This window comes from Duncaniella sp. C9, assembly GCF_004803935.1.
In the GTDB taxonomy this organism is placed as follows: Bacteria; Bacteroidota; Bacteroidia; order Bacteroidales; family Muribaculaceae; genus Duncaniella; species Duncaniella muris.
Genome location: NZ_CP039547.1, coordinates 533,479 through 548,300 on the forward strand (window position 1 = coordinate 533,479; position 14,822 = coordinate 548,300).

At 55.2% G+C, this 14,822-nt stretch carries 11 protein-coding genes; 8 read left to right on the top strand and 3 right to left on the bottom strand.

Annotated elements, in window-relative coordinates:
- The first annotated feature begins 16 nt into the window (after window positions 1-16).
- The 8 genes from E7745_RS02170 (at window position 17) to E7745_RS02215 (ending at window position 10,031) form a co-directional block, all read left to right on the top strand.
- A complete protein-coding gene (locus E7745_RS02170; protein WP_136408214.1) occupies window positions 17-976 on the top strand; it encodes a hypothetical protein in 960 nt (319 codons plus the stop codon).
- A 101-nt stretch (window positions 977-1,077) separates the two neighbouring features.
- Window positions 1,078-3,195, top strand: a complete 2,118-nt coding sequence (locus E7745_RS02175) for a fibronectin type III domain-containing protein (protein WP_136408215.1) — start codon at window positions 1,078-1,080, stop codon at window positions 3,193-3,195.
- A 1,609-nt stretch (window positions 3,196-4,804) separates the two neighbouring features.
- Entirely contained in the window at window positions 4,805-5,098 is a 294-nt protein-coding gene (locus tag E7745_RS02185; protein WP_136408217.1) for a DUF3450 domain-containing protein, read from the top strand.
- Window positions 5,098-5,409, top strand: a complete 312-nt coding sequence (locus E7745_RS02190) for a cell division protein ZapA (protein ID WP_160631634.1) — start codon at window positions 5,098-5,100, stop codon at window positions 5,407-5,409. Before E7745_RS02185 ends, E7745_RS02190 begins: the two co-directional genes overlap by 1 nt.
- Before the next feature lie 224 nt (window positions 5,410-5,633).
- Window positions 5,634-7,175 (top strand): ribonuclease Y, encoded by a 1,542-nt coding sequence (rny, locus tag E7745_RS02195; RefSeq protein ID WP_107032472.1) that lies wholly within the window; start codon window positions 5,634-5,636, stop codon window positions 7,173-7,175.
- Between the two features lie 15 nt (window positions 7,176-7,190).
- A complete protein-coding gene (gene ricT, locus E7745_RS02200; protein WP_124075458.1) occupies window positions 7,191-8,564 on the top strand; it encodes a regulatory iron-sulfur-containing complex subunit RicT in 1,374 nt (457 codons plus the stop codon).
- A gap of 39 nt (window positions 8,565-8,603) precedes the next feature.
- Window positions 8,604-9,089 carry a gliding motility lipoprotein GldH gene (locus E7745_RS02205; protein WP_136408219.1) on the top strand — a complete coding sequence of 162 codons (486 nt, stop codon included), beginning with the start codon at window positions 8,604-8,606 and terminating at the stop codon, window positions 9,087-9,089.
- A gap of 528 nt (window positions 9,090-9,617) precedes the next feature.
- Window positions 9,618-10,031, top strand: a complete 414-nt coding sequence (locus tag E7745_RS02215; protein WP_107032468.1) for an N-acetylmuramoyl-L-alanine amidase — start codon at window positions 9,618-9,620, stop codon at window positions 10,029-10,031.
- A 105-nt stretch (window positions 10,032-10,136) separates the two neighbouring features.
- Here the strand turns inward: E7745_RS02215 and E7745_RS02220 are convergent, their stop codons facing one another.
- The 3 genes from E7745_RS02220 to E7745_RS02230 all read right to left on the bottom strand — a co-directional run bounded on the left by E7745_RS02220 (window position 10,137) and on the right by E7745_RS02230 (window position 14,765).
- Window positions 10,137-11,480 carry an inositol-3-phosphate synthase gene (locus tag E7745_RS02220; RefSeq protein WP_107032467.1) on the bottom strand — a complete coding sequence of 448 codons (1,344 nt, stop codon included), beginning with the start codon at window positions 11,478-11,480 and terminating at the stop codon, window positions 10,137-10,139.
- A gap of 418 nt (window positions 11,481-11,898) precedes the next feature.
- On the bottom strand, window positions 11,899-12,912 hold the full coding sequence (locus tag E7745_RS02225; RefSeq protein ID WP_123611069.1) for a 2-oxoacid:ferredoxin oxidoreductase subunit beta: 1,014 nt from the start codon (window positions 12,910-12,912) through the stop codon (window positions 11,899-11,901).
- Between the two features lie 2 nt (window positions 12,913-12,914).
- A complete protein-coding gene (locus E7745_RS02230; RefSeq protein WP_123611070.1) occupies window positions 12,915-14,765 on the bottom strand; it encodes a 2-oxoacid:acceptor oxidoreductase subunit alpha in 1,851 nt (616 codons plus the stop codon).
- Between the last annotated feature and the right edge of the window lie 57 nt (window positions 14,766-14,822).

Sequence of the window (14,822 nt, forward strand, 5' to 3'; positions counted from 1 at the left end):
CAAACATTTCTACACAATGAAAAAATCATTAATCCTTTCCGCCGTTATGATGGCGGCTCTCGGAGCTAATGCAGAAGTCTTCACTTATGACTTCAATAACACTCCTCTCTACTGCAAGGCTATCTTCAGCCCCGCCGGCGAAATCGTTGACGAAGCAACTGAACTCGAAGGCCTCGGATTCGGATCAAACTATGATTTCATTGACAAAACCGGCATGGCTCTCAACACCTGCGGTTCAATGTTCAATGTAAAAAATGCAGATGGCAAATGGGAAGCTGTCAAAAACCGTTGCATCGACCTCGTTGACGGCCAGACCTACACTCTCGAAGGAGAAGACGGTGACTTCACTGCTATTGACATGACTCATCCTTTCATCTGCTGGAACCAGGATGGTGTTGGCCCGGCCCGTACACTCCTCATGAAAGGCTGGGGTGGAAATCATGGCGTAGATACTGACTACGGTGCAGCTTCAGAAGCTGATGCAGTGGAAACTACTCACGCCATCGCTTTCAACCGTAACTCAAACACCGGCAGCCGCACAGGTACTTACATCCAGTTCCCCGCTATCGGCAACCCGACCAAGCTCACTATCTGGATCGGCCATGCAGGTGGCAAATACATTGACAAAGGCCTTTACGCAGAAGTAACTCCCGTTGTCAACGGTGTTGTAGGCGAAACAATCGCAGTCAACGGTCCCTCTGATGCAAAAGAAAAACGCTACTACAAGCAGGAAGTCGCTCTCCCCGCCGGTCTCACAGGCAACGTTGCATTCCGCATCGGTTGTGGCGGTAGCGAACTCGGCCTCTACCATGTGGTAATGGAAGGTTCTGCACCTGAACAGTCAGGCATCGAAGATATCATTGCCAATCCTGAAACTGACGAAAACGCACCTATCTACAACGTGCTCGGCGTTCAGGTTGACGAAAACTACAAGGGTATCGTCATCAAAAACGGTAAAAAGTACATTCAGAAATAATCAGTCAGTACTGATAATCTAAAAAAATCTGAAATTGCCCCGCAGGGTTGCTTATAAAACCTTGCGGGGTTTTCAAAATCTAATCCAATCAAAATTTAACCATGAAATTTCTTAAAAAACTTGCTATTGCCTGCTGTGCGCTCTCTCTGAGCACAGGAGCGATGGCTGCTGACAACGGCATCCTCGCTTTTCCTGGTGCTGAAGGTTTCGGTAGATTCACCACCGGCGGCCGAGGCGGAGAAATCTACCACGTGACCAACCTTAACGATTCCGGAACCGGATCTCTGCGCGATGCCGTCAGCAAACCCAACCGCATTGTAGTCTTTGACGTCAGCGGCGTCATCGAGCTGAAATCAGTCCTGGTTTTCAGCAGCAACCTCACAGTCCTCGGCCAGACAGCTCCAGGCGAAGGCATACAGGTATATGGCAATCGCGTCTCATTCTCCAACGCAAACAACACTATCATTCGCTACATCCGCTTCCGCATGGGCATTAAAGGCGATAACGGCAAAGATGCCGCCGGTGTGGCCAGCGGTCATGACATGATCTTCGACCATCTTTCCGTGCTTTGGGGTCGTGACGAAAACTTCTCGATCTCATCAAACTCAAAAGGCACTGGTCCGCAGAACATCACTGTCCAGAATTCAATCATCGGCCAGGGCCTCCTGTCTCACTCCTGCGGAGGTCTGATCCAGACTGACGGCGGTGTGACTCTATACCGTAACCTCTATATCGAAAACAAGACCCGCAACCCGAAAGTCAAAGGGCTTAACCAGTATGTCAACAATGTGGTCTACAACTGGGGTGACGGAGGATGCTATATCATGAGCGACTCCGAAGGTGACTCCTGGGCTGACATTCAGAACAACTATTTCATGAGAGGCCCCTGGAACGGTGCGACAAAACCTTTCTCACGCGGCAAACAGGGATTCCGCTTCTATGGAGCCGGCAACTACTATGACGACAATAAAGACGGTATTCTCAACGGCTACCTCATGCCCGTAGAGGAGATGCTCGGCACTCAGTCAGACGGATCTCAGAGCATATACCTTGAAAGCATTGATGCCGTAAATGCTACAATTGATGAATTCAATGCAGCAAACGCCGATAAGATCGCAGCCGGTACTCAGATTGAAGTCCAGCACATAACTCCGATACAGAACATGATGACTGCGGAAGAATCTTATGCCTGGATTCTTGAGAATGTAGGCCCGACGCTTCCTGTCAGAGATGAAGTGGACCAGTATATTATCGACGAACTCGCATCATACGGCTCCAAAGGAACCAAAAACGGCATCAGCAGCGAATCGCAGCTTCCCCACAGAGGCACAGGCACAATCTCAGGCGGCGTGAAGCCCCTCGACACTGACGGTGACGGCATTCCCGATTCCTGGGAAACAGCAAACGGTCTCAACCCGAATGATGCTTCCGACGCTGCAAAAATCGATCCTGCCACAGGTTACGCCTGGATAGAGCTTTACGCCAACTCCATCACCGAGGCTTTCCCCTACATCAAGAAGCCCATCAAGTTCGCCATCGGCACTCCCTCAAAGACCTCGCTGTCTCTGAGCTGGGATGTCAACAAGAACACCGAACACGGTTTCGTTATTGAAGTCTCCACCGACGGCGGCCTCACATTTACCGAAGTGGCCACTGCCCCCGCCGGCGCCACTACCGCCGAGCTGACAACACTCCAGCCAATGACTGCCTATCAGATCCGCCTGCGCGCAACTGACGGCAAGCGCCTCTACTCGGACTACACCGACACCCTCTCGTTCGAGACCTCAGGCGACCCGACCGTGCCCTTCGCTTCTGAACTCATCTTCCCTGCCAACGGTGCCAAGGAAGGCATTGCCAACGGCATCAACTTCACCTGGAAGAACGACCGCAAGGCCTACGGCGGAGATGTGACCTACAGCCTCTTCCTCGGAACCGATGCCGAAAACCTCACCGAAGCCGTTTCCGGCCTCACTGCCACTGAATGGAACTGCACCACTCTCGAAGCCAACAAGACCTACTACTGGCGCGTCGATGCCACCAACTCTCTCGGCACCACCCCAGCGAAGTCTTCAGCTTCACCACTACCGCAGGCGGTGTGCTCTTCTACACCGACTTCCACACATGCCCCGCATCTTATGCAGAAAAATTCGGTTCGAGGACAGACAACCCCAACGTGTTCAACGCCGCAAACCAGCGCGTGGAATTTGACGGCATGGTGATCGGCTCCGGCTCCAACGCCATCCGCGTCGTAGCTATGAGCGGCTGCTTCTCTGAAGACCTTAACGAGAACTACGGCCCGGCTTCTGAAGAAGACCGCGGAGCAACCGCAAAGGCACTCCAGTTCTACACCACCAAGGCTGGCGGCTACATCGAGACTCCCGAAGTGCAGGGTCCCTGCGTGCTGACCGTCTACTTCGGCAACACCGGCTCTTCTCAGCAGACCGTCAAGATCGTCACCATAGCAGGCGGCGAGGAAAGCACCGAAAGCTACGCCATCGGCGCCAAGAAGCGCATCTTCAAATACACCAAGACCTATACCAACGCCGGTGCAGTCAAGTTCCGCATCGACGCCAACGGAAAGAAGTTCAACATCAATGACATCCTCGTGGAACGCTACATTGCCCCCGAAGGAGACCAGCCCCTCGAACTCACCTCAGGCGAACAGAACAACTCGATCGACTACACCGACGGCAACATCAGCCTCGGCTTCAACCAGGAAGTCAAATATAACGGCGGAGCCACAATCTCCGGCATCAAGAGCTACGAAGACATCACAATTGCAGCCGGCGGCACCCGCATGACCGTCAGCTACGAAGCTCTTGACGCAAACTCCGAATACGTTATCAACTTCCCGGCAGGCGCTCTCACCGATGCCGGCGGAGAGAAATCATTCGTAGGCGAAGTGAAACTCACCACCGGCGACTTCCCCCGCGCCAAGCAGAGCGGCGAAACCCACTGGGGCAAAGCCATCAAGACCCTCCCTGTCAACTTCGCGCCGTTCAACACCGTGGCACCCTTCGAAACCGTAGGCGGCCTCGTGCAGACCTCGCAGAACGACTACCCCCACTGGTGCTACACCGCCGGCGGCTCTAACGCAGGCGAAGTAACCGCCGACCACGTGACCTTCCGTTCAGCCTCAAGCAACGACAAAGTGATGGCCTACTTCGACGGCACTGCCAAGAAAATCTACCTCGAAGTATCGGCAAGCGAAGGCTCGGCCTGCCGCCTCAAGATCCAGGAGACCCGCAACGCCGACATCGCACCCACCTGGCGCACAATCCGCGTCCTCTCCCAGGACGAACTTCCCTTCAAGGGCGAACTCGAACTCAACCCCGAATCGCGCTTCGTGAAGATCGTCCCCGCCTCTGTCAGCGGCGACGTCACCCTCAACGCCTTCCGCATCTCAGATGCCGACGGCAACTTCGGCCCTGACTTCAGCGGCATCGCCGACATCATCGCCTCAGACCTCAGAGTAAGCACCACCGCCGGAGGCATCCGCGTCAGCGGCCTCGCAGCCGGCATCCGTGTCAACGTATATGACATCGCCGGCCGCACAGTGGCAAGCGCTGTTTCTGACGGATCAGACACCGAGCTCGCTCTCGCCAAAGGCGGATTCTATCTGGTCAACGCCGCAGGCAAGACCTTCAAGATCCGCTTCTGACAACCGGCCTGCCGCCACACTGACGGCATGACATCCATCAGCGCCGCCTCCGCTCACCCCGGAGGCGGCGCTTTGGTTAAATAATGTTTCATAGATTTAATTTCCGTGTCAAAACTTCCCGCCGTTCGGGAATTAATGCTTACATTTGTGATATAATTCAGACAAGCATGGCCGCCAACCTTCAGCATCGGGTCGATAAAATCGAATCAAAGGCCGCGCTCATCCTTGAGCGCTACAGGCTGATATCGCAGGCCAGACAGGAAGCCGAAAACCGCATGAGAGAGCTCACCGGCACTGTGGAGCGCCTCGAACGCACCATCGGCGACCTCAACAGGCAGATTGAATACCTCAAAGTGGCCTCAGTGCTCACCCCAGACCACAAAGACGTTGAAGCCACGCGCGCGGTGCTTTCCGAATTAGTGCGCGAAATCGACAAATGCATCAACCAGTTAAGCATTTGATGAACGAAAAGATACTCAATATATCAATCCGCATAGCCGACCAGCCACGAATGGCGCTGCGAATCCCCGCCTCACAGGAAGAGGTGGTCAGAAGAGCCGAGGCCAACATCAACGAACTCTGGCGAAAATGGTCAGCGATGGCGGAATTCAAAGATAAATCCTCAGCCGAGATACTGGCAATGGTGACCTTCAGGTTCGCCCAGCTTTATTTCAGCGCCGAGGAAGCGTCAGTCAGAGCCGACAAGACCCTGGAGAGCCTGGAGAGGAGCCTCGACCGCATCATCCACAATCTCCCTGACACAGCTGACTGACACGCTGACCACCTCATCTCTGACCCGCCCGGCCATGCACGACAAGAGAGCCGGATAAGACATCCGGACGGATCAGACCCGAAAAAAACGAATTCACGCACGCTCAACACATCTGACGAGCGCCTCTCCCGCGGGATGCCGCGGCGCCTGAGAGGTCCGGATGGTTGACACGTGCATTTTTTATATACATACATTTTTCATACCTTTTTGTAGTCCTTAAATTTATGGATATATTATTCTACATCTGCGCCGCCCTCATAGGGGCCGCCATCGGAATAGTGATCATGGTAGCCGTCCAGCGATCAACCGCCCGCTCGCGCGCCAAAACGATAATCGACGATGCCAACCGCGAGGCAGAAGTGATCATGAAAGACAAACTTCTCGAAGCCCGCGAACAGGAACTCCGCATCAAGACCGAAGCCGAAAAGCAAGCAAATCAGCGCTTGCAGCGCATCCAGAGCGAAGAGTCGAAACTCAAACAGCGCCAGACTCAGCTCAACCAGCAGCAGAGCGAAAACGCCCGCGCCAGAAACGAAAACGAGCAGACCCGCCAGAATCTCGAAGCCCAGCTCGCCGTGGTCGACCAGCGCAAGGAAGAACTCGACCGCCTGCGCCGCACCGCCCAGGACACCCTCGAACACATCTCAGGACTCTCAAGCGAAGAAGCCAAGGAAAAGCTCATCGAATCGCTCAAGGACGAAGCCAAGACAGCCGCAAGCGCCTACATCAACGACATCATGGACGAAGCCAAGATGACGGCCAACAAGGAAGCAAAGCGCATCGTGGTCCAGTCAATCCAGCGCCTCGCCACAGAGACCGCCATTGAAAACTCCGTGACAGTCTTCCACATCGACAGCGACGAGATCAAAGGCCGCATCATAGGCCGCGAAGGCCGCAACATCCGCGCCCTCGAAGCCGCGACAGGGATCGAAATCATCGTCGATGACACCCCTGAAGCCATAGTGCTCTCAGGCTTCGACCCCGTGCGACGCGAGATAGCACGCCTCGCCCTCCATCAGCTCGTGGCCGACGGCCGCATCCACCCCGCCCGCATCGAGGAAGTTGTGGCCAAAGTGCGCAAACAGATCGAGGAAGAGATCATCGAAACCGGCAAGCGCACAGCCATTGACCTCGGCATCCACGGCCTCCACCCCGACCTCATCCGCATGGTCGGAAAAATGAAATACCGCTCAAGCTACGGACAGAACCTCCTGCAGCACTCGCGCGAGACCGCAAACCTCTGCGCCATCATGGCCGCCGAGCTCGGACTCAACCCCAAGAAAGCCCGTCGCGCAGGCCTGCTCCACGACATAGGCAAAGTGCCCGACGAAGAGCCCGAACTGCCCCACGCACTCCTCGGCATGAAACTCGCCGAGAAATACAAGGAAAAACCTGAGATCTGCAACGCCATCGGCGCCCACCACGACGAAATCGAACAGACCTCGCTCCTGGCCCCCATCGTCCAGGTCTGCGACGCAATCTCAGGCGCACGTCCCGGCGCCCGCCGCGAGATTGTCGAAGCCTATATCAAGCGTCTCAACGACCTCGAACAGCTCGCCCTCAGCTATCCCGGCGTGATCAAGACCTACGCCATCCAGGCCGGCCGCGAACTGCGCGTGATTGTCGGAGCCGACAAGATCGACGACGTCGAGACCGAAAAGCTCTCATCGGAAATCGCCCGCCGCATCCAGGACGAAATGACATATCCCGGACAGGTCAAAATCACCGTAATCCGCGAGACCCGCTCCGTAAGCTTCGCCAAGTAAGGGAGGGTCTGCGCCATGGAAGAAAAAGACAGAAAATGCCCCCGCGGAAAGCTCCATTGCTTCAACTGGATGGAGGATATTCCCGGCGGAGTGACAGACTTTGACATAGTCGAAGTCCAGTTCAAGAACACCCGCAAGGGTTTCTACCGCAACTCGGCCAACATCGACCTGGCCATCGGCGACACCGTGGCCGTCGAATCGGCTCCCGGCCATGACATCGGCGTGGTCACCCTGACCGGCAAGCTCGTGGCCCTGCAGATGCGCCGCGCCAACGTAAAGCCCGACGCCGAGATCAAGCGCGTGTTCCGCAAAGCCAAACCCGCCGATCTTGAGAAATACGAAGAGGCAAAGGCCCGCGAGAACGACACCATGATCCGCGCACGCAAGATAGCCGAATCGCTCAACCTCAACATGAAGATCGGCGACGTCGAATATCAGGGCGACGGCAACAAGGCCATCTTCTACTACATAGCCGATGAGCGAGTGGACTTCCGCCAGCTCATCAAGGTCCTTGCCGACACCTTCAAGGTGCGCATCGAGATGAAGCAGATCGGAGCCCGCCAGGAAGCCGGACGCATAGGCGGCATCGGCTCCTGCGGACGCCCGCTGTGCTGCGCGAGCTGGATGACCAACTTTGTTTCTGTAGGCACCAGCGCCGCCCGCTATCAGGACATCTCGCTCAACCCCCAGAAACTCGCCGGACAGTGCGCCAAACTCAAATGCTGCCTCAACTTCGAGGTTGACACCTACGTTGAGAGCGCCCGCCATCTCCCCGGCCGCGAGATTCGCCTCGAAACGGCTGACAACACCTATTTCCACTTCAAGACCGACATCTTCAAGAAGGAGATAACCTACTCGACTGACAAGCAGATCGCAGCCAACCTCGTCACCATCTCCGCAGCCCGCGCCTTCGAGGTCATCGACATGAACCGCCGCGGCGAAAAACCGCTTCAGCTCCAGGCCGACGATGCCGAAAAGAGCTCGGCCAAGGCCAAGCCAATTGACCTCGCCTCGCAGGACGACCTCACCCGCTTCGACAAAGCCAAAAAGAAAAAGCGCAAAAAGAAAAGCGGAGGCGGCAACGGACAGAAGCAGGAAGGCCAGCAGCAGAAACCTCAGGCCGAGAATCAGGATGCCCCAAAAGCGCCAAAAAACGCCGGAGAACAGCCCCAGAAGCAGCAGCGCAGACGCAACGACAACCCCGAAGCCAACGCCGCTACCCAGCAGCCCGGACAGCAGAAAAACCAGCGTCAGCGCAACAAAGACAACCGCCGCGAGCCAAAAGCCCAGCAGCCACGTCAGCAGAATGCCCCTCAGACTGAAAAGCCCGACGCTCCCGCCGAACGCCCCAACCGCATCCCGAAAGCCTTCCGCGACAACCAGGAATAAGCGATCGTTTTGACAACGCCTCCAGAAGAGATTATCCAGATGCGATCAACCACCTATATTATTATAGCAGCAATCTCAATTCTCGCGCTTCTCGCAGCCTGTGGCCGCGGGAAGCGCGATTACAGCAGCTGGCAGCAGCTTCCGGCTGACGGATGGGCCTACAACGACACCATCAGCCTCCTGCCGGTCGACACAACGCTCACCGACAACGACTCGATACTCAACGGCAGCACACTCCACGTGGCTCTGCGTCACAGCAACGCCTATCCCTACTCCAACATCTGGCTTGAACTGACCTACCACGGTGACGGTCCTTATCTGCTGCGTGACACCATCAACATGCCCCTCGCCGACCTCTACGGCCGTTGGCTCGGAAGCGGTTTCGGCGCCGGCTACCAGCACGAACTCATTGTCAACCCCGACACCCGCATCGACCTCACGCGCCCCGTGGCCCTGCGCCACATAATGCGCATCGACACCCTCCGCGGAGTCGAACAGATCGGAATCCTTGTAGAGAAAAATTAGAGAGCAAATCATAACAGAACACCCTCTCCCACCTCCCCACAAATGCAGAGGCTGCCTATCGGCTCCAAAACCGAAAGCAGCCTCTGTCTGTTTATCGTCCCTCACTTATCTTTTCACCTCCTTTGAAAGGTTATGAAAGAAAGCAATCAGATAGCACAAAAAGCCGATTGTCAGACATCCGAATGGCACCGATGTCAAAGATCCTCTGACAAAAAACACGACCGTCACAACGTAGATCAAGCTCCAGATAGCGAGCAGAATATTCTTATAAAGTCTCATGCGCAAGATGTCACATTAGGTTCTTCAAGATGTTGATTCTGACAAGATGAGAGGAAGCAACTACACATCAGAATACTAAAACTTAAAAACGCAAAAGTGCGAGGCCAAAAATACTAAAAATTTCCGGTATCTCCGCATTATCGCACTAAAACCGGGCATTCCCGGCATTAACTTTGCAAGCACAACCCCTCCCGCCCGCACACACACAACACTCCATTTCCAACAACAACCTCCAATTCTCCCACTCCCATGCGCACCATCACCGAAATCATCATCCACTGCACCGCCACACCCGCCGGCCGCCACGTCAGCGTGGCCGAAATCGACCTCTGGCACCGCCAGAGAGGCTTCCGCACCATCGGCTACCACTATCTCATCGACCTTGACGGCACAATCCACACCGGACGCCCCCTGAGCGAGACAGGCGCGCACTGCCTCGGCCACAACTCCCACAGCATCGGCATAGCCTACGCAGGAGGCCTCACAGCCGACAGCACCCGTCAACCCGCCGACACCCGCACAGAAGCCCAGAAAACCGCCCTCCTGAAGCTCCTGAGCGATCTCCGCCTCGCCTATCCCAAGGCCCGCATACATTCCCACCGCGATTTTGCCGCCAAAGCCTGCCCCTGCTTCGACGCCACCGCCGAATACGCCTCCATCTAAAAACCGCTTCACCCCTCCCCCTCTCGGCCACCCCTGAAAAAACAGACAGTCCCGGAAGATTGCTCTTCCGGAACTGTCAATATAATCAAGATGTGATGAATAGGCTTAGTCGATTTCTTCGTCAGCCTCGTAGCCACCCATTTCGCGGATAGCGTTCTTCAGCATGGTGTACTGCTGGAAGAGGTGGTTGACGGGCACTTCACCCTTGGTGTAGTCATGCATCGGGCTCTTGAGGAAGAAGCTCAGGAAGCGCTGGATGCCGTGACGGCCTGCACGTGCGGCGAGGTCGCTCAGAAGCACGAGGTCAAGGCAAAGAGGAGCGGCAAGGATAGAGTCGCGGCAGAGGAAGTTGATCTTGATCTGCATCGGATAGCCCATCCAGCCGAAGATGTCGATGTTGTCCCAGCCTTCCTTGCTGTCGTTGCGCGGGGGATAGTAGTTGATGCGCACCTTGTGGTAGTAGCCCTGGTGGCCGCCTTCCTCAGCACCGCCGCAGTTTGCGTTGTAGAGATCGGGCTGATCTTCGGGAACGAGGATTGACTCAAGGGTAGAAAGCTTGGAAACCTCCTTGGTACGGAAGTTTGCGGGTTCGTCGAGCACGAGACCGTCGCGGTTACCGAGGATGTTGGTCGAGAACCAGCCGTTGAGACCCAGACAGCGGGTGCCGATGATGGGGGCGAAGCCTGACTTCACGAGAGTCTGGCCGGTCTTGAAGTCCTTGCCTGAGATAGGCATGCCGGTCTTTTCGCTGAGTTCCCACATTGCGGGGATGTCAACGGTTGTGTTGGGAGCGCCCATGATGAAGGGAGCGCCCTCGCAGAGGGCTGCGTATGCATAGCACATTGAGGGTGCGATGTGTTCCTTGTCGTCAGCCTTCATTGCTGCTTCGAGAGCTTCGAGAGTTCCGTGGATCTTTTCGTCAACCGGAACATATACTTCAGTTGAAGCTGCCCAGAGCACAACAACGCGGTCAACACCTTTTTCTTTCTTGAAGTTGCGGATATCTTCGCGGAGCTGCTCTACCATTTCCCAGCGGGTCTTGCCGGCCATCACGTTGTCACCGTCGAGACGCTTTGCATAGTTGTGGTCGAAAGCGGCCTTCATCGGAACGATCTTTTCGAGTTCGTCCTTCACAGGCTCGATATCCTTGGGCTGAAGCACTTCAGCATAGACTGCGCTCTGATAAGCATTTGCAGGATAAACATCCCATGCGCCGAACACAATGTCGTTCAGGTCGGCCATCGGAACGATGTCCTTGTAGTGGAGATATTTTTTATCAGCTCCCTTGCCAACACGGATCTTGTCATATTGGGTCATTGAGCCAACAGGTTTTGCGAGACCTTTGCGGGCCATGAGGACGCCGGTCATAAACGTGGAAGTCACGGCGCCAAGTCCTACTACGAGTACGCCAAGTTTACCATTGGCGGGTTTTACAGTAGATTTAGTCATGATTGTTCGTTACTAACTGAATAGTAGTTTATTAAGGTTAATTTTTGATATCTGGTCTTTAGCTCGTCGCAAAGAGAGTTTCCAACTTTACATTTGAGCTTTCAAAAGTACTGAGTTTTTTCGGATTGTGAAATTATTATTATTTAAAAATTACCTTATTAATTTTAAAATATGCAAAATAGAGCGCATAACACTCAATTTTCATTAAAATCTGCACAAAAACACTGATTATTAGCAAACATATGTTAACACAGCCCCGAAAATCCGTCATAGCCACTCCTCCAGACCGACAGATATAACAGACCGCCGGCAGAAATCCTTCTGCCGGCGGTCATTGCCTTTCACGTCAGGCCGGAAAACCATATCCGGCCATGAATTTTAGAGCTTGCTCAAAAACAATCTCTTATTGAGAATCTGCTTATTCCACAGTCCAGGTCTCGCCGGCGAGAACCATGCCACGCAACGACGAGAAGTTCTTGCGGCCGCGCACCTCTTCGATCTGAGCGTCGATCTCTTCATTATAGACCGGAGAGTCAACATCGCGGATCACACCCAATGCCAGCGGCAGATCGTGGCCGTCCATCATGGCGAGCTGCTGGTGCAGGAAGTTCGACTGCGTGTGCGCGTCATGAACCAGCACATCATCCATCGTATAGCCGTCTTCGCCCACCTTCACTGCTTTCAGCAGGAAGCCGTCGCGCACGAGGCCCATCTCCTTGTCCTTACCGAAAAGCATCTTTTCGCCGTGCACCAGATGGATGGTGCGTTCAGCACGGTGTTCGCGGTCGGTGATGAAATTGTGGATACCGTTGTTGAAGATCACACAGTTCTGAAGCACCTCTACAACTGACACTCCCTTGTGGAGAGCGGCGGCCACAAGCACCTCCTGCGAGATCTGAAGCTCTACGTCTATGCTGCGGGCAAAGAAATTGCCGCGGGCGCCGAACACGAGTTCTGCCGGGATGAACGGATCTTCGGTTGTGCCGTAGGGCGACGATTTCGACACGAAGCCGCGGTCGCTCGTGGGCGAATACTGACCCTTGGTCAGACCGTAGATCTTGTTGTTGAACAGAATCATGTTGATGTCCACATTGCGGCGCACAGCATGGATGAAGTGGTTGCCGCCGATGGCGAGACCGTCACCGTCGCCTGAAATCTGCCAGACACTCATGTCCGGGCGGGCCACCTTGAAGCCGGTAGCGATAGCGGCCGCACGTCCGTGGATGGTATGAAAACCGTAGGTGTTCATATAGTAAGGCAGACGCGAGCTGCAGCCGATACCTGAGATGACTGCCGTCTTGTGGGGAGGCACACCCACGGTTGCCATTGCCTTGTGGAGTGTGTTCAGGATCGCATGGTCACCGCAGCCGGGACACCAGCGCACTGATTGATTGCTCTTATAATTGGCGGGGGTATATTGAGTCTGTTCCATGATTATTTGTCCTCCATGATTTTTTTGACACCGTTGACAACTTCGCTTACGAGGAATGGCTGTCCCTGAATCTTGTTGATGCGCTCTATGTGCAGATCAGGGAACTTGGCCTGGAGATAGTCGGCAAACATGCCGGTGTTGAGCTCGGCCACGATCACCCGCTTGTAGCCGCGCAGCACTTCGGCTGTGTTGGCGGGCAGCGGATTGATGTAGTTGAAGTGAGCGAATGCCACAGGACGGCCTTCGGCACAGAGTTCGCCGGCGGCAGTGCGCAGATGGCCGTAGGTACCGCCCCAGCCCACAAGAATTGTGTCAGCGCCCTTCGGATCGAGCACTTCGAGCGCAGGGATGTGGTTGGCTATGCGTTCTATCTTCTCGCGGCGGGTCTGCACCATTTTCTCATGGTTGACCGGATCGGTCGAGATAGCGCCGGTGTTATAGTCTTTTTCAAGACCGCCCACACGGTGTGCGGCTCCTTCGGTTCCGGGGATAGCCCAGTAGCGGACCAGATCCTCGTCCTTGCGGGTGTAAGGCTGCCAGGCTTCGTCGATGGCATTTGGAGCCAGCAGCGGAGGATGGATTTCGGGCAGATCTGACGCTTCGGGCACACGCCATGCGCTCGAACCATTGCCGATGAAGGCATCGGTCAGGAGAATCACCGGTGTCATGTGTTCCATTGCTATTCTCGCGGCCTCAAACGCCATAGTAAAGCAGTCGGTCGGAGTCGATGCGGCCACTACTGCCAGAGGCGACTCGCCGTTGCGGCCGTAGAGAGCCTGCATAAGGTCGGTCTGTTCAGTCTTGGTGGGCAGACCGGTGGAGGGACCGCCGCGCTGCACGTCGACAATCACCAGCGGAAGTTCGGCTATCACAGCCAGACCGATGCCTTCGCTCTTGAGAGCAAGACCGGGGCCTGAGGTCGAAGTGACCGCAAGATGGCCTGCGAATGATGCGCCTATGGCCGAGCAGACTCCGGCAATCTCGTCTTCCATCTGCAGAGCCTTCACTCCGAGATCCTTGCGCTTTGCAAGTTCCTGGAGTATGTCGGTGGCGGGAGTGATGGGATAGCTGCCGAGGAAGAGCGGACGCCCGCTCTTTTCAGAGGCTGCGATGAAGCCCCATGCGGTGGCGGTGTTGCCGTTGATGTCCGTATAGACGCCGGGCACAGCCTCTTCGGTCTCGATGCGGTAGGTGCTGACACTGGCGTGGATGTTGTTTCCGTAATTGTAGCCGGCCTCGATAACCTTGGCATTGGCTTCATAGATAGCGGGCTTCTTGGCGAATTTGCCCTTGAGCATACGGAGAGCGCCTTCAAGCGGACGGTCGAAAAGCCAGCAGACAAGACCGAGGGCGAATATGTTGCGGCACTTGAGGATGCTCTTGTTGTCCAGTCCCGACTCGGCCAGCGCGGATTTGGTCATCGAAGTGACGGGCACTTCCACCACCTGGGCCTTGATGTCGAGTTCCTTGAACGGATCGAGAGTCTCGAAAAGCGCCTTTTTGAGATCTGATTCCTTGAATGAGTCGATGTCGACAATCACCACACCGCCAGCCTTGAGAAACTTGATGTTCTGCTTGAGAGCCGCGGGGTTCATGGCGATGAGCACGTCGCAGAGGTCACCCGGAGTGTGCACGTCGACACCTACACTTACCTGAAAGCCCGACACTCCGCTGAGCGATCCCTGCGGAGCTCGAACCTCGGCAGGATAGTCGGGGAAAGTTGACACTTTGTTTCCTAACCCTGCGGAAACATTTGTGAAAATGTTGCCTGCAAGCTGCATGCCGTCACCGGAGTCTCCGGAAAAACGGACCACAACCTTGTCAAGGGTCTTGACATTGGTCTTGTCTAACATAATTAGATTGGTTTGATTAGATGAATGTGGTTATCATGGTTGATTATAAGTTCCTGT

Coding starts and splice junctions, on each gene's coding strand:
- E7745_RS02220 (WP_107032467.1), bottom strand. CDS start 11,480: ATGACTAAATCTACTGTAAAACCCGCCAATGGTAAACTTGGCGTACTC.
- E7745_RS02205 (WP_136408219.1), top strand. CDS start 8,604: ATGCGATCAACCACCTATATTATTATAGCAGCAATCTCAATTCTCGCG.
- rny (WP_107032472.1), top strand. CDS start 5,634: ATGGATATATTATTCTACATCTGCGCCGCCCTCATAGGGGCCGCCATC.
- E7745_RS02175 (WP_136408215.1), top strand. CDS start 1,078: ATGAAATTTCTTAAAAAACTTGCTATTGCCTGCTGTGCGCTCTCTCTG.
- E7745_RS02230 (WP_123611070.1), bottom strand. CDS start 14,765: ATGTTAGACAAGACCAATGTCAAGACCCTTGACAAGGTTGTGGTCCGT.
- E7745_RS02215 (WP_107032468.1), top strand. CDS start 9,618: ATGCGCACCATCACCGAAATCATCATCCACTGCACCGCCACACCCGCC.
- ricT (WP_124075458.1), top strand. CDS start 7,191: ATGGAAGAAAAAGACAGAAAATGCCCCCGCGGAAAGCTCCATTGCTTC.
- E7745_RS02190 (WP_160631634.1), top strand. CDS start 5,098: ATGAACGAAAAGATACTCAATATATCAATCCGCATAGCCGACCAGCCA.
- E7745_RS02170 (WP_136408214.1), top strand. CDS start 17: ATGAAAAAATCATTAATCCTTTCCGCCGTTATGATGGCGGCTCTCGGA.
- E7745_RS02225 (WP_123611069.1), bottom strand. CDS start 12,912: ATGGAACAGACTCAATATACCCCCGCCAATTATAAGAGCAATCAATCA.
- E7745_RS02185 (WP_136408217.1), top strand. CDS start 4,805: ATGGCCGCCAACCTTCAGCATCGGGTCGATAAAATCGAATCAAAGGCC.